Genomic DNA, 19,310 nt, shown 5'->3' on the forward strand with positions numbered 1-19,310 from the left:
TTCACCCCCAGGCGATGAGTGCGAGCAGCATCACCAGGCCAGCCATGGAGGCGTAGAGCGCCAGGTAGTAGTCCGGCCTTCCCCTGTGGAGGCCCCTCAACGCCATGCTGATCGCCGCGGCACCCTCCACCACCACGCCGTGGTAGAACCGGTCCACGGCCGAGTCGACGAGGGCCAGCGCGAGGCTGAACGCTGCGAAGGCCGAGACGAGGCCCGTGTGGTAGAGCCAGTCGAGCGCCGAGTCCACGGCGGCCAGCGCGAGCGCTACGCCCGTGAAGCCGCCCACTACAACCAGGTATGTCAAGGAGTTGACGTACCACCGGTCGAAGAGGAAGTCGTGCAGAATCCTAGCCGCCCTGCTGGAGGCGAGTACCCGCCTAAAGTCCACCCTGGCCACTAGGTAGAGGCCCGCCACCGCCGCCATGGAGGCCAGCGCGAGGCCCAGGGTTGCTACGGCGCCCGTGGTGAGCTCGAACCCCAGGCCCGGCGCGCCGTGGACTGCCAGGGTGACCCCCCAGGCCTTGGAGAGCACGCCCTCAACCCCGCCCCAGGCGAGGCCGAGGACCAGCGCCGCCAGGGCGAGGGCCATGTAGGGGGCCAGCATGAGCGGCGGGGCCTCGCGGGGCTCGCCGTGGGCCTCCTCGTAGGGTGGCAGGTGGAGAACCCTCAATATGAGCCTGAGGGTGTAGGCGGCGGTGAGGGCCGCGGTCGCGACTCCGAGGGCGTATGCCCAGGTGAGGTGCGCCTCCCTCGCCGCCTCGAGCGTCATCTCCTTGCTGAAGAAGCCGCTGAGCGGCGGGATCCCGGCTAGGCTCAGGCCGGCGAGCCACATCGCGGCGGCGGTCGCCTTCATGTACCTCGCGTAGCCGCCCATGTGGTCTATGAACCTACTGTGGGCTACGTGAATCGCCCACCCGGCTATCAGGAAGAGCGCCGCCTTGAAGACAGCGTGGCTCACCAGGTGCGCTAGGCCAGCCGCTACCCCAAAGGCGAACGACTCCGGGTTTGAGCCGAGGAGAGCGCCCGCCGCGCCCGCGGCTAGGAACATGTAGCCGAGCTGGCTGGCTGTCGAGAAGGCTAGTATTAGCTTGAACTCGTTGCTAACCAGCGCCATGGTGGCGGTCGCGAACGCCGTGAAAGCGCCTAGGCCCGCGATTGCCTCGAAGTAGGCCCTGACCTGGTCTATGACCACCGGGCTCCCGGCGGCGAGGGCGCCCGTGTAGAATATGGGCGTGAACCTCAGCATGAAGTAGACCCCAGCCTTAACCATGGTCGCCGCGTGTATCAGAGCCGAGGCAGGGGTCGGGCCGGTCATGGCTGTCACGAGCCACTCGTGGAAGGGGAACTGGGCGCTCTTGGCAATCGCCCCCAGCGTGAAGACTAGCAGCGCCGCGGTTAGGTAGTGGCCGCTCGCCAGCGCCGTCATCCACTGCGGCGCCTTCTCGGCTATAACGGGTATGCTGAACGTCCCGGTTAGGCTGTAGATCAGCGCGGCTCCCGTGAAGAGCCCCGCGTCGCCCAGCCTCGTGTAGAGTATTGCCCTCAAGCCGCTCTGGCTCGGGGTGGAGTACATGGGGGCCCCGAGTACCCTCCGGCCGGGCACTCCCACCCAGTACTCCTCCTCGTCGGTGTACCAGTGGCTTATCAAGGCGTAGCTAGCTATGCCCGTGCCCTCCCAGCCTATCAGCATGAGCACAAGGTTGTCGGCTAGGACTAGGAGCAGCATGCTGCCCACGAAGAATGTTATGAAGAAGAAGTACCTCTGGACGCCCCAGTCCCCCCTCATGTAGTCCACGCTGTAGAGTGCTATGAGGAAGCTTAGCCAGGCCACCACCAGCGACATCACAGCCGACAAGCCGTCAACGTACGTTCCAACGTCGACGTTCACCCAGGGGATCCAGTCGTAGGCCACGTGGATGACCCTTCCGTGGGCCAGCACGTCGTAGGCCACAGTGGTTGCGGCGACGGCTGAGGCAAGGATTGCGGCCACCGAGGTCCAGGCGTAGACCCACTCCCTCCGGCAGCCTGCCAGCCAGAAGACTGCAAGCAACCCGGCCCCGAGGTAGGGCAGGGCCCATATGAGCGTCGGGTTCAGGCTCACCGCGGGCTCACCCCGCCCCCGCCGCACTGCCGGCGGCAAGCTCGATGGCGTTCAGGGCGGCGGAGTCCTTGAATGGCCCGATGAAGACGTTTGCGGCCAGGAACACTAGTAGGCCGGCCACCACCAGCGCTACCAGGCTGGCTTCCATCAACCCGCTCTCGCGGGGCGCCTCCTCGACCCTGGGCCGGCCGTAGAACACCCTCTTCATGGTTATGAAGCTGTACGCAGCCGTCACGGAGAGGGCTAGGAGCAGCGCTGCCGCCGCGAGGAGGAAGGAGCCGGAGGATCCCCCGTAGACTGAGAGGAGGCCTAGCAGGATTAGTAGCTCGGCCCAGAAGCCGGGGGCTGGAGGGGTCCCGGTTAGGCTTAGGAAGCCGAAGAGCGCCGCGGCGGCCGTCTTGGGGTAGAGCCTTGCAAGCCCGCCCATGCGCCTTATGTCCCTGAGGCCGTGGAGCGTTGCTATGAAGACGCCGGCTGTCATGAAGAGTATCGCCTTGCCCACCGCGTGCGAGAGGTAGAAGAGCATGGCCCCGGCGATCCCCATCTTAGTCATGGACCCGACTCCTACGAGGATGTACCCCATCTGGCTCACGCTAGAGTAGGCCAGGAGCCTCTTGAAGTCCACCTGCGTGAGCGCCACGAGGCCCCCGTACACTATCGTGGCGAAGCCGAGGGCGACGAGGGCGTCCCTCCAGGATAGCAGCACGCCGGGGAAGGCGGAGGCTACGAACCTGGCGGCAGCGTAGCCGGCGAGGCCGATTAGGTTGGGTGAGAGGAGGGCTGAGATAGGCGTGGGGGCCTCGGCGTGGGCGTAGGGGAGCCACATGTGCACGCCTACAACCGCCATCTTCACGAAGAGGCCGGCCAGCATGAGGGCTGCAACAGTCTTAGCCGCGCCCCCCAGGAGGGGCTCGACGACCACCGGCTCCAGGCTGGGGACGCTCAGGTAGTCGAAGGTCCCAGCCTTGATCCCGTAGTACACGATGCCGGCGAGGAGGATCACCGCGCCGACATGCGTCCAGATGAAGTATAGCAGCGCTATCCTCCCTCTCTCGCCATACCCGTAGTACGCTATTAGCAGGAACGACGCGACAAGCGTGAGCTCCATGAAGACGTAGAACTCGACCAGGTTCGTCGAAAGCGCCATGCCCAGCATCGACGCCGCGAAGAGGTTGTATAGGAGGAAGTACACCCCCATCCCCGGGGGCTCCGAGCCCTCGCGCTTCAACTCCTCCAGCCTGACCCTCATGTATGGCACGCTGTAGAGGGCGACTATTGCGGTCACCAGTGAGACTCCGAAGACCACGGGGGCTGAGAGAGCGTCTAGCGCCAGGGCGACCGTGCCCAGGCCCGGGGCCACCCTGAAGTAGAGCGGGTCCAGGACCCCCTCGGAGAGCGCGCCTGAGGCCGCGTAGTAGACCACATAGGCCATTGGAAGCGCCAGGGAGAGCAGGGAAGCAGCTGCGTAGGCCTTGACCCGTCCCTCCCCGCGGGGCCCCGCCAGCCAGGCCGCAAACCCCACGGCGACGGGTAGGAGCACGCTAGCCCAGAACACGGGGGATCCCGCCTCCACCGCTCACACACCCCCCTCCTCGAGGCCCTCGGACTCGAGCGTCCTCGCATGCCTGTAGAAGCCGATAAGTATAGCAACAGCCACGACTACCTCGACGGTCACCACGCTAACTAGAAGCACGGCCACAAGCGTATCCACCACCGGGTTGAACGACGTGAATGCGACGATGCCGAGGAGGATTCCGTTGAAAACCACCTCCAGCGACAGCAGCATCCTCAAAAGGTTTCTAGTCGAGGCTACGCCATACAACCCAATAGCTATCAAGGCAAGGGAGGTCACAATCGCAGTCTCGCCCAGAGCCCTATCCACGAACGCCAAGGCCTAACCCCCTCTCCTAGCAATGGCTACTGCCTCCAGAAGGGTGGCAGCGAGCGTAACTACTAGTATCCACACGACGGGCAGGTACCTTGCAAGCATCGCCTCGGCTACGTCGGCTGCGCTGAAGGAGTCGGGCCTAGCGTAGGCCTTGAATAACCCGGTCGAGGCGGATGCGTATAGAAAGCCGGCCAGGCCCCCAAGAGCTGCAAGGATCCCCCGAACCCTGCTCCTAGCGCCAGACTCCCTGATGCCAAGCATCGACAGGGACAGGATTATGAACATCACGGCGGCTCCTACGTAGACTATTATAATGAATGCAGCAACCAGCCCGAAGCCTAGGAGGGCTGCAAACGCGGCCGTCATGGAGCTCAGGGCAGCCAATGCTATGCTGGCGTACACGAGGTCCCTGCACTTAACCACGTAGTAAGCGGCTACAAGCATTACCCCGGAGAGCATGGCCGCCATGTAGGGGTAGTAGTCTTGCGGGCCCACTACCCGTCACCCCCCTCCTCCGCCTTCACCTTGACCAGGCCGTGCACCGGGTCAAAGACGTACTTCACGGGCACGCCCTCGCCCTCCGCCGGGCTTCTGGGCTCGACCTGGAAGCTTTCAAGAGTAGTCTTCATATCCTCCAGGTTAAAGTATACCACGTCATGGACCGGCACGTGGTACAGCGCCTCCACGGGGCAGACGTCGACGCAGTAGCCGCAGAATATGCACCGCTGATAGTTTATAACGGGGTACTTCTTCACCACCTCCCTACCCCTCTTCTCGTCGTACTCCTTCACTTTAACCATTTTCATGGCGGCTGCGGGGCATATCCTGGCGCACGCCTCGCAGCCTATACACTTGGACTTGTTCAGGACAATGAACCCCCTGTAACCCCTCCTGAGCTTCACGTACTCCCTGGGGTAGTCGAGCGTCAACCTGTTCGGGGCGATGAAGTACTTCAAGCCAGTGATTAACGCTGAGATGTTCCCGCTCACCGCCCTGGCGAAGCTGTAGGGCGGGATCCTTCTGGGAACGTACCGGGGAGCCACGGCTACGCCACCCCCAGGTAAGCCATGGCTAGGCTGAGCCCGAAGCCGGAGAGTGAGAGGGGGAAGACTATCCTCCAGCCCAGGTCTAGGGCTTGGTCTAGCCTGTACCTCCCGTAGACAGCCCTGAGGATGCTCATCGCGGCCATTAGAATGGCCGCCTTGGAAACCACCACGAGGCTGGGTAGGAGGTAGCCGTAGAAGACTCCGGACCCCGGCTGGGGATCGAGGGGCTTCCACCCGCCGAGGAAGAAGAGCGCTATAAGGGTTGAGTTAACGTACCTCCTAATGTAGGTTGCACCCATGTTCAAGCCATACATTAGCCCGCTGTACTCGCTGAAAGCCCCAGCAACCACCTCGCTCTCGGCTTCAGCTATCTCAAACGGGAACCCGCTGGTCGCCATGAGGGTTGCTATGACGGCGGCGAGGAACGCCAGCGGGTTCAGGAGGGCGAACCACTTCCCCCCCGACTGGGCTTCAACCACGTCGGCCACGTTCAAGCTGCCAACGAGCGCCGCGGGGGATAGGAGGGAGGCCACTAGGGGCACCTCATAGACTACAGTAAGGTACGACTCCCTCAGCCCCCCTATGACCGCGAACTTGTTACCCGAAGCCCAGGCGGCCGCCACTATGAAGAGCGGGGCTAGAGTGATTAGGGCGATGGTTGCTACGACGCTGTAATCCATGGACACGGGCCAGGTCTCCGGCAACGGCGAAACAGGCACAACCACCAGGGGGAGCATGGCCACGACGAGCCCCACGAGCGGGGCACCTAGGAAGACAGCGCGGTCAACACCCCTCGGCACGATTATCTCCTGGGTCATGAAACGGATGAGGTCAGCCACCAGCTGAAGCGCCCCGCCGATCCTGGGGCTCACGTAGAGCGGTCCAACCCTCATCTGAACCCTGGCGGCCGCCTTCCGCTCGAACCAAATGATTATAATCACCAAGATCATTGCCGTCACTAGCCCAGGGACGAGTAGGAGCTGGAATATCGGGGGCCAAAACGCCAGGCCGAGGAGCCACCCGATGATCCCCAAGCCCCCGTGCACCCCCTCTACCTGTCGGCCTCAGGCGGGAAGTAGTCGATGCTACCATAGATCGCCGGGAGATCGGCTAGCCTGTGGCCTGGGACCACGTATTTGAATATAAGTACGTTCCTGAAGGAGGGCGTCACCACCCTCACCCTGTAGGGCACGTCGGCTCCATCGCTCTCTACGTAGTAAGCTATCTCGCCGCGGCCAGCCTCTGCCCTCGCGAAGGCCCTGCCCTTGGGGACCTTCACCGCGGCCATTAGGGGGATTATCTTGACCCGCCCCTCCCTTTCAAGCACCTGCCTGTACAGGGGCGCCTTCGGCCAGAACCTCTGGTGGATGAGGCTGGTGCCGTCCTCGGTGGGCATCCTCTCCAGCCTGTCGACAACCTGCTCGATGATGTTTAGGCTCTGCCTTATCTCCTCCACCCTCACCCACGCCCTGGCTAGGGCGTCCCCCTCCTCGAACACGGGGACCTCGAACTCGAGCTCATCGTAGACCTCGTAGGGCTCCACCACCCTCACGTCGTACTCGACGCCTGACGCCCTAAGGTTTGGGCCCACTATGCCGAGGTCTATCGCCAGGTTCCTGGGTATGACTCCGACTCCCTCCAGCCTCCTCCTTATGACGGGGTTGTCCAGGAATATCTTCCTGTAATCCTCGAGCCTCCTCCGCATGTACCTAACAGCCTTCCTCGCGGCGTCGGCGAAACCCTGAGGCATGTCCCTCCTGACTCCGCCGAAGATGGGGTAGGAGTGCGTCAACCTAGCGCCGGTAAGCCACTCTGCAAGCTCCACGAACACCTCCCTGTCGCCGAAAGCCCACATGTACATAGTCGAGTGGCCCAGGAAGACGCCGAAAATGCCCATGCCGTAGAGGTGGCTGGCAATCCTGTTAATCTCGCAGAGGAGGACCCTCAGGTACTTGGCCTTCTCCGGAGGCTCGATGCCGAGGAGCTTCTCGACCGCCTCGACGTACGGGAGCGTCACGTTGCAGGCATCCAGGATGGCCATCCTCTCGACGAGGGGGATGATCTTGATCCAACGCCTCCCCTCAGAGAGCTTCTCCACTGTCCTGTGGACATACCCAATGTCAGGGTCTGCTTCCACTATAACGTCGCCGTCCAGCCGCACTATTATCCTCATGTGCCCGCTTCCAGGGTGCTGGGGACCTATGAAGACCTCGTAGAGGTCCCTGTCAACCCTTTTAACGTCGAGCCCGTGGACCCTCCTAGTCTCCCCTACCTTCATGCCCTCAACGCCGCTAGTCAAGGTATATTCCCTCCTCTTCAACCTTGAAGTCCTTCCGGAGGGGCTTCTTCTCGGCCAGGTCGGGAGTCAGGTAGAGGGGCCTCAAGTCTGGGTGGCCCTCGAAGACCACGCCGAAGAACTCGTAGACCTCCCTCTCCTGGAACTCGGCGCTGGGCCACACCCCCACAAGGCTCGGAACCCTGACGTCGCCCTCCCTGGGAACGATCGTCGCCAGCTCCAAGACAACCCTGGCCAGCTCGGGGTTGGAGTATGAGGACACGTGGTAACCCACGCGGAGCGCGTTCTCCTTTACCAGGTCAACCACGGTAACGCTCTTGACGTGGTCGAAGCCCATGCCCTTGAGGAGGCTGGCAGCCCGGACGAGGCTACCGGGGTCCACGTAGACCGTGACGAAGCCCTTGTGCTCCTCAACACCCCTAACCAGGTCCCCGAGGGCGGCCCTTACCCTCTCAACCACCCGCCCCGCGGCCTCCGGGCCCGGCACCCTTACCCCCTCCACCACGAGCAGGGATCCTCCCTCGGCCTGACGGGGGGCTTGTCGGGCCTCCTGCCCTCTGCTATCCACCTCCCAGCAACGCCCTCCTCCCTGATCTTCCTCTGAAGCTCTAGTATAGCCCTAGCCACTGCTTCAGGCCTCGGGGGGCACCCGGGTATGTAGACGTCTATTGGGATCACCTCCCAGGGCCTTACAATGTTGTAGCTATTGTAGAATATGCCGCCGTCCAGGGCGCACGCGCCCATGGCTATGGCGAACTTGGGGTACGGCATCTGCTCCCAGACCACGCGCACCGCGCACGCCATCTTCCTGGTAACCGTGCCCTCGACTATGATGAGGTTCGTCTGCCTCGGCCCGACCCACGGCAGGGACCCGTACCTCTCCGCGTCGAGCCTGGGCCCCCAGGTCGCGGCGAACTCACAGCCGCAGCAGCTCGTGGTCAAGTGGACCGGCCACAGGCTGAACGCTGCGGCCCAGTCAGCCACCTTCCCCAGCCCGGCCCTCTTCATGAGGAGGGCCCTAGCCCGGCTGGCAGCCACGTCCAGGCTGCCAGCGTAGACCCTGCCCCGGGGGCCTCCACGCTCCTCCCCAGCCATGGCTACGCGCCCCCAAGCCGCTAGTCTAGGGTCCACCTCTCCACGCGCCTGGCCTCTCTCAGGGCGTAGGCAAGGAAGGGGGCGTAGACTAGGACTATTGCAGTGTAGAGCAGGCCCAGCCGCCCGACGAGGCCTCTGGGGGCGGCTAGTGCCAGCGCTAGGAGTATCACGGCGGGCTCAACGGCCAGGAATATTATCAGGTACCCCAGGTACTGCATCGACACCCTAGTCCTGGCCTCGCCCTTCTCGGGGTTGCCCGCCTCGTAGCGGGCCTCCCTCCTCGGCTCGAGCCCAGCTACTTCCCTCGAGGGGCTCAGGATTACTCTAAGCACGTAGACCGTTGCGAGCAGGAGTAGCAGAAGCGCTAGGGGCACGGCCACGAATGCAGCCAGAGCCCTAACCATGGGGCTCTGGAGAACTGCGCCTAACTCTAGCATGACTAGGCCACACCATGCGTTCGGCTGTGTAATCATAACAGGTATAAAACTTGTTTCCATTAACCCGGCGCGCGGCGTTAAAGAGCCTACCCGGGGCCGCCTTAAAAGCTGTTAATAGGGGAGGCTAGGGGCCTATGAGGTCTTCCACCCTCGGCGGGTGAGGCGGTAGCCCCTTCCTCTGCCTGATCTTCCTTATGAGGTCCTCCAGCATGTTGTCCGGCACGGGGGCCCAGCGGCTGAACTCGGTGCCCCAGAACGCCCTTCCAGCCGCGGCGCTCCTCAGCTCCCCGGCTAGGTCGAAGCTCTCGGCCACCGGCACCTCTGCTATTATCTTCGCGGCCATTCCCGCGCTCTGGACCTCCAGGATCCTCCCCCTCCTCCTCGCAAGGACCGCTGCGATGTTGCTGACGTACTCCATAGGGACCCTTATGTCGAGCTTCTGCAGCGGCTCGAGGAGTGTGGGCTTCGCGGTGAGTATGCCGGCCCATATGGCGTTCCTCACCGCGGGGTAGATCTGGGCGGGGCCCCTGTGGACTGGGTCCTCGTGTATCACTGCATCGTGCAGTATAACCTTTATGCCCCTGACGGGCTCGGCGGCTAGCGGGCCCTCTTTGGTGGCGAGCCTGAATGCTGCGAGCACGGTGTCCTTAACCTCCCTGAGGTACTGGACGCCGACAGTCTTGTCGACGAACACGTTTATGTTCTCGTCGATGGCCCATATCCTCCTAGCCTCGTCGTAGTCCCACCCGGCTTTGTCGGCTAGGATCCTGGCCCTCTCCTTCGGGTCCTGGCCCTCGGTCACGATGCCCTTCTGGATCAGCTCTATCGTCTCCTCGTTGAGCGGCTCCACGCTTATGTAGAACTTGTTGTGTTTGTTGGGGCTCTTACCCTCGAAGACCTGGCTCGCAGTCCTAACGGTTTCACGGTAGACCACTATCGGCGGGCTTGCCTTCACTTCGACGCCGTACTTCTCCTTGAGGAATGTGAGAGCTATCTCCAAGTGGAGGGGGCCCATGCCGGATACCAGGTACTCGCCCGTCTCCTCGTTTATCTTCACCACGAGGTTGGGATCCTCTATCGTGAGCTTCCTTAGGGCTTCAATCATCTTCGGCAGGTCCTGTATTCTGACGGGCTCCACCGCTATTGTAACAACCGGCTCGCTGACGTACTTGAGCTGCTCGAACGGGGCGGCCTGGTCCTTGTAGGCCACGCTTACAATGGTCTCACCGGCCCGGACGTTCTCCAGGCCCATGACGGCTCCAATGTTGCCGGCTACTATGGCCTTGGTTATCTCCCTGAAGGGCCCCATGTAGAGGCTTACCTGCAGCACCCTCCCAGTCTCCCCGCTGGAGACTAGGTAGACCTCCTCTCCTGGCCGGAGGGTGCCGGAGAAGACCCTGCCGGTAGCGACGAGGCCGGTCTTCTCCACCCTCACGTCGTTAACGTAGAATACTAGGGGACCGTTGGGGTCAGCGTTCAGCATAGCCCTGCCTATCTCGCTATTCAGATCGCCCTTCCAAATCTTGGGGATCCTGTACCTCTGGGCCTCCCTAGGGTTGGGTATGAACCTCACTACCATGTCGAGCAGGGTCTCGTGGAGGGGGAGCTTCTTCGCTAGCTCAGCTATCTTCTCCTTACTACCCGACTCGTAGGCCTTGATTATCTCCTTGAACGTTACCCCCTTCTTCTGCACCATGGGGATGCTTATGCCCCACTTGTCCTTGGCGCTTCCAAACGCCACGGTGCCCTCGGAGGGGTTGAGCTTCCACTTCTTCCTGAACTCCGGCTCAGCGTAAAGTTCTATCAGGTTGTTCACATCCCTTATTATCTCGATGAACCTCTGCTGGATCTGCTCCGGCGTGAGCTTCAGCTCCTTGATCAACCTGTCAACCTTGTTTATGAAGAGTATCGGCCTAACCCTCTCCTCCAGGGACTGCCTGATAACTGTCTCAGTCTGAGTCATGACCCCCTCGACGGCGTCAACTACTACTATGGCGCCGTCGAGCACCCTCAGACTGCGGGTGACTTTGCCGGAGAAGTCCACGTGGCCTGGAGTGTCTATCAGGTTGATCACGTAGGGCTTACCGTTGTACTCGTGGTACAGGCTTATGTTGGCCGACTTTACCGTGATGCCCCTCTGCTTCTCGACGTTCAAGTAGTCTAGGACCAGTGCCTCGCCCGCTATCCTCTCCGAGATTATCCCCGCGGCGGCGAGCAGGGAGTCGCTAGTCGTCGTCTTCCCGTGGTCGACGTGGGCGATTATCCCGATGTTCCTGACCTGCTCGACGTTGCTCATTATCTTCTCGATCTCGGAGACCAGCTTCACTCTAGCCCCCATCACGGTCACCCATTAATTCCGAGTGCAGGCCGTGGCTTCGGGCGGCTTTTATTCTTACACAGAGGGCTTTTTGGCGCCTCTTGGGCGCCTATGCGCGGTGCTTGATCATCCGCTTTAAATGGCGCCGCTCCACGCCTAGGCCTGAACGGCTTGCCTGCGGTGGAGCGCGCGTTGATAGACATGGTCCTCGCCGTGGAGAAAAGCGGTTACATAGACGTCTACGCCGTGGGCAAGCTCGTTGAGGGGCTAGCCTCGGAGGCCGGCAAGGTTAACGGCCTGAGGATGGGCATAGTAGTCTACGCGTCCCAGGCCCTTCCGCTGCTGGACCCCGTGCGTGAGGTGGAGAGGGTCCCTGAGGCGTACAGGGAGGCCCCCGTCCTGCCCGGGGCGCCCAACCCCGTGCCGGCCCTGCGAGAGGCGGCGGATATGCTCGGCAGCTCCAGGGATCCCCTAACGGCCCAGGGGCTGGTGGTGCTGGTGTGGAGCGCAAAGTCGAGGCCCAAGCCTTCGCTGCGGCTGGCTTCAATGCAGCTCCTAGCAATGGGGTACGGCTTGGCCGCTGTGCTGCTCCTTTCCAAGGAGCCCGCCTGGGCCAAGAGGTACCTCGGGGGCTCCACGCCGGTCTACCTGCTGAGGGGGAACGCTAACCCCTACAGGCTGGGGGCTAGGATAGCGCGTGAAGTCACCCAGCTAGGCTAGCCTGCAGCCCGGGCTATGCTGGCCAGTATGGAGAGGAGGGACTGCCTGTCCTCGGCGTGGAGCCAGGCGCCCCCCGTTATCTTCGCCGCTTCCTCTATCGCCCTCCTAGCCGAGCCCTTCGGGCCCTCGGCCAGGCTGACTATGTAGGTCCTCACACCCATGTTCCTAGCGTAGATTGCCGCGTGGCTAATGTTCACCCCCTCATTCAGCCCTCCATCAGTTATGACTACTGCGACCTTCTCCCTCACGCTCCCCCTCAAGAGCTTAACCGCCTCTATGAGCCCGTTGCCCGCCGCCGTCCCGCTCCCCCCGACCTTGATGAGGGGGAGCGTGGAGAGGAAACGCTGCTTGTCCCGCGTCAGCGGGAGTATGGGGAACGCGTACCTGTAGAACACCACCAGGCCGAGGCGCGCGAGGCCGCTGCCAAGCAGCCTCGACCCTACATAGGCCAGTGCATCCCTCACAACGCTCAGCTTCGAGGGCTTGAAGCCCTCGTGGGGCTTCCCCATGCTAGGCGAGATATCCACCGCGAAGACGAGATCAATGGGCAGGCGGCCCCCCTCCAAGTCCCGTCAACCCCCGCAGCCCTCTACCCATGAAGCTGGAGCAAGTCATCAGGGAGAAGCGCCGGGATGCCCTTGTAGGAGTAGGCTAGCTCCGCCAGCCTATCCCCCAGCACGGGGGCCTGGGTCACCAGCACGGAGGCAAGGCTGAGAGCCTTAACGCCCGCCTCCCTGGCCACAGCCCTGGTCCTAGCGTCGTCGCTGAGGAGGACTGCACCCCTCTCCCTTGCATACGCTACCGCCTCACCCTCCTGCCTCGAGATGAGCCTGCCGCCGAGCCGCCCCTCCGGCTGCGGCGCCTCGACGAAGTCGACTACGCGAATAGCTCTGAACCCCTCCCTAACCCTCTGGGCTTCGAGCACGAACGTGAAGCTCTCAAGGCTGCTGGGGGCTAGGAAGGTGTACCCCTCACTCCTCATATCCCTCATAACCTCCACGAGGCCGGAGCGGTAGGCCGTGTAGAGGGTCAGGCCGTCGAGGACGTAAACACCCGGCTCGAGCTTCTCCACGTCCGACTCCGAGACGACGCCCACAGCCGGCATGACGCCCCTGGAGATCATGTAGTCCATCATAACCTCATAAGTCACGCCTGCAAACTCCGCGGCGTACTGCAGCGTAGCGTCCCTGTGAACGTATAGGTTGAAGGCGACATCACGCAGGTCGAGGCTCCTCAGGAAGACCCTCACCGCCTCCCTCACCGCCTCCGCGACGCTAGCGTAGAGGCCCAGGTCGACGAGCCTCCGCAGCCGCTCCTCGAGCAAACCCGATATCTCAACGCTTACAACCATAGAACGCCATCACCTACCCCTAACCGGCCCCTCCGCCTCAAAGGCTGTAATAAGCTAGCCCGCCTAGACCTAAAAGTCGATACAGCCTAGAATAAAGTCTAGAATAAAGGCGCATCTAGGAAAGGAAGAGGACAAGAAAACTGGAAAGAGGGGTTAAAGTGGGGGTTTCAGGGGCTCGTTGGCCGTTACTCTGGCCTCCTGAGGCCTAGGGCGGATAGTATTAGCGTTATGAGGACGAGGACCAGCGTCGTCGCCTCGAGGGCTGTCGTCCTGCCCTTCACGCTGTCCAGCTTGCTGGAGACCTCGTCAACCTTGCTGCCAACGCTCTGGACGCTGCTCCCTACGTTGCTTATCTGGCCGGGTAGTTGGTCCACGGTGTTCTTCAGGTCGGAGACCGTGCTCTTCACGTCGGCCACGTCGCTCTGTATCTGGACGACCTTCCCGGCGATGTCGTTGGTCTTAGCTGAGATGGCGTCCATCTTGCCGTTCAGGCTGTTCACGTTGTCGGAGATCGCGGCCACGGCAGTGCTGAGGGAGTCGATCTTGCCCGTTATGGTCGCCAGCGTTGAGTTGGCGGCGCTGAGCCCTGCTATGACCTGGTCTAGCTTAGCGGCAAGCTCAGTGCTAGTGCTGGCTACGAATGTCCTCAGGCTGACCAGCCTGTCTATGAGGTCCCTGTGCGTGTTGACGATGCCAGTGTTGATCATGTCGAGGGCTGCGCTGAGCGTGGCGTTGAACTCGCCCGCGGCGGACTCTATGGTGGCTATTATCTCACCCGCCTTGGTCACAGTTATGTTCTTGATCTCGGCCTGGCCCTGCAGCAGCTCGTCAAGGGCAGCGTTGACCGTGCCGAGAGTTGTCTGGAGCTCCGCTAGGGTCCCGTTGAGGCTGGTTATCAGCGGCCTGAGGTCGCTCAGCTCAGCGGTTATGTTGGCAACCACCTCGCCGCTCTTCTCGACTATGAGGGTCGCCAGGGCCTCGGAGGCGTCGGTTATGGCCAGCTCGACCTCGTCGCCCGTGGCCTGTATGAGCGTCCTCAGGTCCTCGACGCTCATGCTGACCTCGCCGAGCTGGGTCTGTATCGTCGCCAGGCTACCATTGATCTCGGCGAAGCCGCCGTTGATCAGGCTCGCCAGGGCGTCGAGCCTCGCCTCTATCGTGGTGAAGCCAGTGTCGAGCCTCGCCATCAGCTCGCCCGACTTCTCCACCAGGGTGGCGTTGACGTTGCTCAGCATGCCCTTCAGCGTCTCTAGGTCGGCCTTGACCTCACCCATCGCAGTCTGCAGGGTGGCCACGCCGTCAGCCACGCTGACCAGGGTAGCGTTGATGTCGCTCAGCCTGACCAGCACAGTACCCAGGTCAGTCTTGATCTCGGCGAGGTCCTGCATCACGCCGCCGATGTTCACGAGTATGCCACCAGTGTCGCCGACGATTATGCCCGCGACGTCAACCCACCCGGTGTCCCTCACGCTACCGTTGAACGGGACAATTATCCTGACGCTCACGCCGTAGAGCCCGGTCTCGTTGAAGTTCGGCACAGGCGCGGAGATGCAGAGGACGTCGTACATGCTGTTGTAGGTGACCGTGGCTGCGACGTCGGCAACCTCGCTCCCGCCGACCTGGCTGAACCTAACTATCACAGTGCCATTGGCTATTAGGTCGTCCACGCTGACGCCCAGCGCTCCACTCAGGTAGATGCTGGCATCGTAGAGCCTTAGGCCGACATGCTCCAGGGGCACGAAGTAGTTCCTGTAGCCCGCAATGTCGAAGCTCTCTGTGGGCAGCAGGAAGACCCTGAACGTGGCTATTATCGTATCGGGGCTGTCGGCCGGGACTACCTGGATGTAGTAGTAGTTGTACGGGAGGCCGAAGGGTATCTTCACGGCAACACCCGTCTTGGTGCCCTTGCCGTTGGTGGTGAAGCTCACTCCCATGGAGTACCCGGGCGTGCTGGGGTCTGTGCTCCACCTTAGCTCATACACCTTGTTGGGGTCGAGGCCATAGGCGTCTAGGGTTACAACATCGCCTATGTGGACGTAGCTGCCGGCCCTGAGCATTATGTTAGGCTTGACGGTTAGCTCAACGGTGGGCACGGGCGCGAATGCCGTGGTGTTCCTCCTCACGTACACAGCGTAGATGCCCTGAGGCACCTCTAGGCTACCTATGCCTAGCACGTCAGTGACATTGACTATGAAGGCACCGTTCTTGTCAACACTCACCAGGCCCTCGCCTACGCCGGAGATGCCCAGGTAGACGGGGTACTTGTCGCTCTCGTCGACCTCGAAGTTCCACCCGGCGATCATCACCTCATTGGTCCCGCTGTACACAGTCTCGTAGCCTGGGAGTATCTCTATCCTGGCAGTGCCGGTGGCGGCGGTCTGCGGGTTGGATACTATGAACCAAGTCGCAGCAGCGTCCACGGTCGGGGCGTAGCTTGCCCTCAGGCTGATCACCTTAGGCCCGGTGGGCACGTTGGGCACGTAGATATCAACGTCGATGATGTCAGTGGGGCTGGACGCAGTTATGTACGGCAGTATAGCGGACGTCGTCGGGTTATACATCTTTACGGAGGCTCCATCGAAGTACAGCTTGTAGGTCACTATCTCGGACGGCGCGGTTCCTGAGGGCACGAGCCCGATAACCTCTATGGTTATCCTGTCACCGGGCTTGCCGGACAGGTAGCCCTTGTCCGACAGCGTTACCACCTTAAGGCTTGGAGCAGCGACCTCGTTGTATGCAGTCTGGTTCACAGCTCCACTTGCCGCAGTGACCGTCACAGTCACGTCGTTGCCAGTGACTGGCGCCGAATGTAGGATGCTGTACTCTATAGTGTCGTATGCGGCGCTGTACTCAACCCTGAAGGTGCCCTTAGCGGTAGCTACAACGTTGAAGCCCTTTACCTGGCCCTCCACCACGCTGGTGCCGTAGACCCACGCATACTCGATCACGTTGAACGTTGCTCCAGCTATGGTTTCGGTTATTGTGACCTCGTCGAAGGCAGCTAGCCCTGTGCCAACTACAGTTATGGTCGTACCCGGCAGCACGTAGCTGTTACCCTGCCCTATGCCTGAGTAGATTATCTCGATGAGTGGCTGTATGTACACTGTCCACTGCCTGTAGGTGGTGCTGTAGGGTATCCCGGTCGCCATGAGCTTGGTGGCCGGGTCCTTCACTCTTATGTAGTAGTCTATCTGGGTCCCGTTCTCGTAGTAGCCCGGTAGCTCGGGCACCTGGATCCACGTGGAGCCGGCTCCGTTGGCGTCGGTCCTTATGGTTCCAACCTTGACGGGGCCGAAGTAGACGTCGAGCAGGGCGTTAGCGGGGAAGTTGACTGCGACAACCTCAATGAAGTCGCCAACCTTCTTAGTGAGGCTGCTGCTGGTTGCGCTTAGCCCTTCGGGCAGCACTATGGCCTCGTCGCCGGGGAACTGCGGGGTTGAAGCAGCTAGGACGTACTTGAAGACGTCAGCACTCGTGTCGCTGTCGGGGTCCTGCTGGAAGTCCTGGCCTGGAGCCGTCGGGTCGTAGGCGACCTTCAGGTTGAGGAGTCCCCTCTCATTGGCGGGTACAGGCACGTCTAGCCTGGCCCTGAAGGTGACCCTACCCAGACTGTCTACGGCTCCTCCGGAGAGTATGGTTGTGCCTAGCTCTGAGCCGGAGAGCGTGGTGACCAGCTTAACCTCGCTTATCTTAGCGTTAGCGGGGAAGCCTACGCCGGTGACCGTTATGGTGTCGCCTATCTCGCCCCTTATGGAGAAGGGTGACACGGTTATCGTCGGGTAGATGTAGATGAAGCTGAACGCGAAGTAGCCCTTATTGTCGACCACTAGTATCGCGTGGACGCCCTCGGGGGCGTTGGGTATCCTGACGTTGGCGCTGAACGTTCCATCACTAATCGGAACGGTGGCGAGCGTAACGGGCGTCATCTGGAAGCCCTCTCCCCAGCTGTTGCTGTAGATGTAGAGGAAGTAGATCGTAGCAGTGCTGCCCCTGAATAGTGCACCGTTGATCGTGAGCGTGTCGCCGGGCGTTGCCTGCGGCATGTTGCCTATGGTAGGCGTCACGGTGGGCGCGGTCGCTGAGCCCTGAGTGTAGGAGATGCCTACCTGGTTGTTAGGCGTGTAGGTCTGCCCGTTTATGCTGATCACTGGAGCCTGGCCGGGCTCGACAGTGAACTGGGTCCCGGCTACCCCGGTGGAGCCGTCGGCGGAGTCGGAGAGGAGGACCCAGTAGGTGCCGGTGGTCTGCGGGTAGAAGCTGGCAGTGCTCGGCACGTAGATCAGCGTGCCGGGGGGTAGCGTGGTGGTGCCGGGCTTAAGGGAGAGGAGGTAGTAGCCATCACCGGCCCAGGATCCGTCCTGGGAGATCTCGAAGTATATGGGGGCGCCCGCTGAGAAGGCGCCGCTGGTCTGCCTGACCCAGAAGATTATGTCCTGGCCCTTGACGACCTTGCTGGGTATCAGCTGGAAGTTGACGTTGGTTAGAGCCTGCGCGGTGAACGCCTGTAGCCCTATGATGACTGGCGCGGCTATCATCAGGGCCAGTAGTAGCGCCGAGAATGCCGCCTTAGCATTCAGCCTACTCAAAGCCATAGGCACCCCTTGCAGGTGCTCGTTGAACGATTAAGGGGGTCGGGTTCGTATTTAAGCCTGCACACCCCTAGCCGGCCGGCGCCGCCCCGGGGATTCCCCCGGATCTCCGGGGGCTCTCAAGGGCCCGCGGCGGGGCGAGGGTTTAAACGGGCGGGGCGCGTATATTATTTTCTTCTCGCCTTGACGAGTTTGAGCGTCGTGTATGCTAGGAGTAGCGAGGCCGCTACTAGAGATGCTATGGAGGCATAGTACAGTGCCATGGCGCGGCCAAGGCTTTCCTCGCCGCCCGCCTGGGTGCTCGTGGCGTTGGAGCCTGCAGTGCCCGCTTGGGCGTGGTTGCCCTGCTCTAGGGGTGCCTGCTCCAGCTTGATGCAGGCCATGAATGGGGTAGAGCCTACTCTGCTCCCTACGAGGACCAGGCCGCTGGGCGTGACTGCTAGTGAGGCAGCCACGAAGGCACCGTTAACGCTTTTCACCCCAACCACTTCAATGTCGCCCTCGCTGTCGAGGAGTATTACCGCGAGGTTGTGCCTGACGGTGCTGTTCTCCTCCCACACCGCCTCTCCCGCGGCGTAGATGAGCCCGCCCGTGTAGCGGAGCGCAGATGGAGTTATACGGTCGAGGCCGGTCATCCGCTCTTCGAACTCTCCTTTGAAAACCTTCCCGAGGAGGATGAAGCCCCTGCCGTCCGGCGTTACGCCCGAGGCTATTATGGACCCTGTTGAGGGGGCGTCGACGGCCAGGATTGTCCCGTTGACGCTACTGTAGAGGATCCTCGACCCGTTAAGGTCGTAGCACGCCAGCCCCCCGGGCCCGGCTGCGCACACCGCCCCGTCGCCCGTCGCCGTGGCGGTGATGAAGTAGCTCCTCGAGCCCATGTGGATGGCGTCGCTCCACAGCATCCTGTGGCTGGAGCACGAGTACGCGGCTATGTAGGGGTCTAGGGAGCCGTTCAGCTGGGCCCTGGCACCGACTACGACGATGACCCCCTGGGCTTTGACGGCGTCCAGGATGCGGGTCAGCGCGCCGCTTGGGGTCAACCTGCAGGTGACCTGGTACTCCCCCGTCAAGGGGTTCACTCTCAAGGCGGTCACGTTGCCCCCGCGGCCGACGAGGACCAGGCTGATGCCGGCGGGCTCGAGGTAGATGTGGCCGTACTCGGCCTCGAAGCCTAGGTCCACCCGCGAGACGACTCTGCCAGACTCAAGGCTGAAGCCGTAGACCGCCGCCCCGCCACCCCGGGCTAGGAGGGCGTAGGCGACGCCCTCCCCCAGGTCCACCGCCACGTCAACTACGACCCCTGGCCCGCTGCCGGTCCACTCCCAGAGAGAAGTGAGCCTGTACCCCGGCCGCTCCCCGTCGCCGCCGGCCTGGCCCGCGGCCACGGGGGCCTCGGCTAGCAGGGCGAGGAGGACTGCTGCAGCCGCTGCAAGAAGTCGTATCCTCGAGTGCAAGCCTACAACCACC

At 62.1% G+C, this 19,310-nt stretch carries 16 protein-coding genes; 1 reads left to right on the forward strand and 15 read right to left on the reverse strand.

What is annotated here, in order from left to right; translation table 11 throughout:
- Position 1 precedes the first annotated feature (1 nt).
- The 11 genes from ACYQ3J_RS01040 to ACYQ3J_RS01090 form a co-directional block, all read right to left on the reverse strand.
- Positions 2-2,101: an NADH-quinone oxidoreductase subunit 5 family protein gene (locus ACYQ3J_RS01040; RefSeq protein ID WP_460123285.1), complete on the reverse strand. Its 2,100-nt coding sequence runs from the start codon at positions 2,099-2,101 to the stop codon at positions 2-4.
- A gap of 7 nt (positions 2,102-2,108) precedes the next feature.
- Positions 2,109-3,674: a complex I subunit 4 family protein gene (locus ACYQ3J_RS01045; protein WP_460123297.1), complete on the reverse strand. Its 1,566-nt coding sequence runs from the start codon at positions 3,672-3,674 to the stop codon at positions 2,109-2,111.
- Positions 3,675-3,677: 3 nt separating this feature from the next.
- Positions 3,678-3,983, reverse strand: a complete 306-nt coding sequence (locus tag ACYQ3J_RS01050) for an NADH-quinone oxidoreductase subunit NuoK (protein ID WP_460124543.1) — start codon at positions 3,981-3,983, stop codon at positions 3,678-3,680.
- A gap of 12 nt (positions 3,984-3,995) precedes the next feature.
- A complete protein-coding gene (locus tag ACYQ3J_RS01055; protein WP_460123300.1) occupies positions 3,996-4,484 on the reverse strand; it encodes an NADH-quinone oxidoreductase subunit J family protein in 489 nt (162 codons plus the stop codon).
- Complete coding sequence (gene nuoI / locus ACYQ3J_RS01060; RefSeq protein WP_460123303.1) at positions 4,484-5,032, reverse strand: NADH-quinone oxidoreductase subunit NuoI; 549 nt, start codon at positions 5,030-5,032, stop codon at positions 4,484-4,486. The genes ACYQ3J_RS01055 and nuoI overlap by 1 nt, the downstream gene beginning before the upstream one ends.
- A gap of 2 nt (positions 5,033-5,034) precedes the next feature.
- Positions 5,035-6,069 (reverse strand): NADH-quinone oxidoreductase subunit NuoH, encoded by a 1,035-nt coding sequence (nuoH, locus tag ACYQ3J_RS01065; protein ID WP_460123306.1) that lies wholly within the window; start codon positions 6,067-6,069, stop codon positions 5,035-5,037.
- A gap of 17 nt (positions 6,070-6,086) precedes the next feature.
- Positions 6,087-7,313: an NADH-quinone oxidoreductase subunit D gene (locus tag ACYQ3J_RS01070; RefSeq protein WP_460124546.1), complete on the reverse strand. Its 1,227-nt coding sequence runs from the start codon at positions 7,311-7,313 to the stop codon at positions 6,087-6,089.
- Positions 7,314-7,326: 13 nt separating this feature from the next.
- Positions 7,327-7,836, reverse strand: coding sequence for an NADH-quinone oxidoreductase subunit C (locus ACYQ3J_RS01075; protein ID WP_460123309.1), 510 nt, complete (start codon positions 7,834-7,836; stop codon positions 7,327-7,329).
- Positions 7,821-8,426, reverse strand: coding sequence for an NADH-quinone oxidoreductase subunit B (locus ACYQ3J_RS01080; RefSeq protein ID WP_460123312.1), 606 nt, complete (start codon positions 8,424-8,426; stop codon positions 7,821-7,823). The genes ACYQ3J_RS01075 and ACYQ3J_RS01080 overlap by 16 nt, the downstream gene beginning before the upstream one ends.
- Positions 8,427-8,446: 20 nt before the next feature.
- The gene (gene ndhC / locus ACYQ3J_RS01085; RefSeq protein WP_460123315.1) at positions 8,447-8,863 is read right to left on the reverse strand and encodes an NADH-quinone oxidoreductase subunit A; all 417 of its coding nucleotides are present in this window, start codon (positions 8,861-8,863) and stop codon (positions 8,447-8,449) included.
- Positions 8,864-8,987: 124 nt separating this feature from the next.
- Entirely contained in the window at positions 8,988-11,201 is a 2,214-nt protein-coding gene (locus ACYQ3J_RS01090) for an elongation factor EF-2 (protein WP_460124549.1), read from the reverse strand.
- A 150-nt stretch (positions 11,202-11,351) separates the two neighbouring features.
- Here ACYQ3J_RS01090 and ACYQ3J_RS01095 point away from each other — a divergent pair, with 150 nt between their 5' ends.
- Positions 11,352-11,900, forward strand: a complete 549-nt coding sequence (locus ACYQ3J_RS01095) for a hypothetical protein (RefSeq protein ID WP_460123318.1) — start codon at positions 11,352-11,354, stop codon at positions 11,898-11,900.
- On the opposite strand, the gene ACYQ3J_RS01100 is transcribed toward ACYQ3J_RS01095, so the two are convergent.
- From ACYQ3J_RS01100 to ACYQ3J_RS01115, 4 genes are all read right to left on the reverse strand, one after another.
- Positions 11,897-12,466, reverse strand: coding sequence for a vWA domain-containing protein (locus ACYQ3J_RS01100; RefSeq protein WP_460123321.1), 570 nt, complete (start codon positions 12,464-12,466; stop codon positions 11,897-11,899). The genes ACYQ3J_RS01095 and ACYQ3J_RS01100 overlap by 4 nt on opposite strands.
- 23 nt (positions 12,467-12,489) lie before the next feature.
- Positions 12,490-13,251, reverse strand: coding sequence for a ribbon-helix-helix domain-containing protein (locus ACYQ3J_RS01105; RefSeq protein WP_460123324.1), 762 nt, complete (start codon positions 13,249-13,251; stop codon positions 12,490-12,492).
- 185 nt (positions 13,252-13,436) lie between these two features.
- Positions 13,437-17,837: a hypothetical protein gene (locus tag ACYQ3J_RS01110; protein ID WP_460123327.1), complete on the reverse strand. Its 4,401-nt coding sequence runs from the start codon at positions 17,835-17,837 to the stop codon at positions 13,437-13,439.
- Positions 17,838-18,007: 170 nt separating this feature from the next.
- Complete coding sequence (locus ACYQ3J_RS01115; protein WP_460123330.1) at positions 18,008-19,309, reverse strand: PQQ-binding-like beta-propeller repeat protein; 1,302 nt, start codon at positions 19,307-19,309, stop codon at positions 18,008-18,010.
- Between the last annotated feature and the right edge of the window lies 1 nt (position 19,310).

It is taken from the genome of Stetteria hydrogenophila, from assembly GCF_054657575.1.

Coding starts and splice junctions, on each gene's coding strand:
- ACYQ3J_RS01070 (WP_460124546.1), bottom strand. CDS start 7,313: ATGAAGGTAGGGGAGACTAGGAGGGTCCACGGGCTCGACGTTAAAAGG.
- ndhC (WP_460123315.1), bottom strand. CDS start 8,863: ATGCTAGAGTTAGGCGCAGTTCTCCAGAGCCCCATGGTTAGGGCTCTG.
- ACYQ3J_RS01090 (WP_460124549.1), bottom strand. CDS start 11,201: ATGGGGGCTAGAGTGAAGCTGGTCTCCGAGATCGAGAAGATAATGAGC.
- ACYQ3J_RS01080 (WP_460123312.1), bottom strand. CDS start 8,426: ATGGCTGGGGAGGAGCGTGGAGGCCCCCGGGGCAGGGTCTACGCTGGC.
- ACYQ3J_RS01105 (WP_460123324.1), bottom strand. CDS start 13,251: ATGGTTGTAAGCGTTGAGATATCGGGTTTGCTCGAGGAGCGGCTGCGG.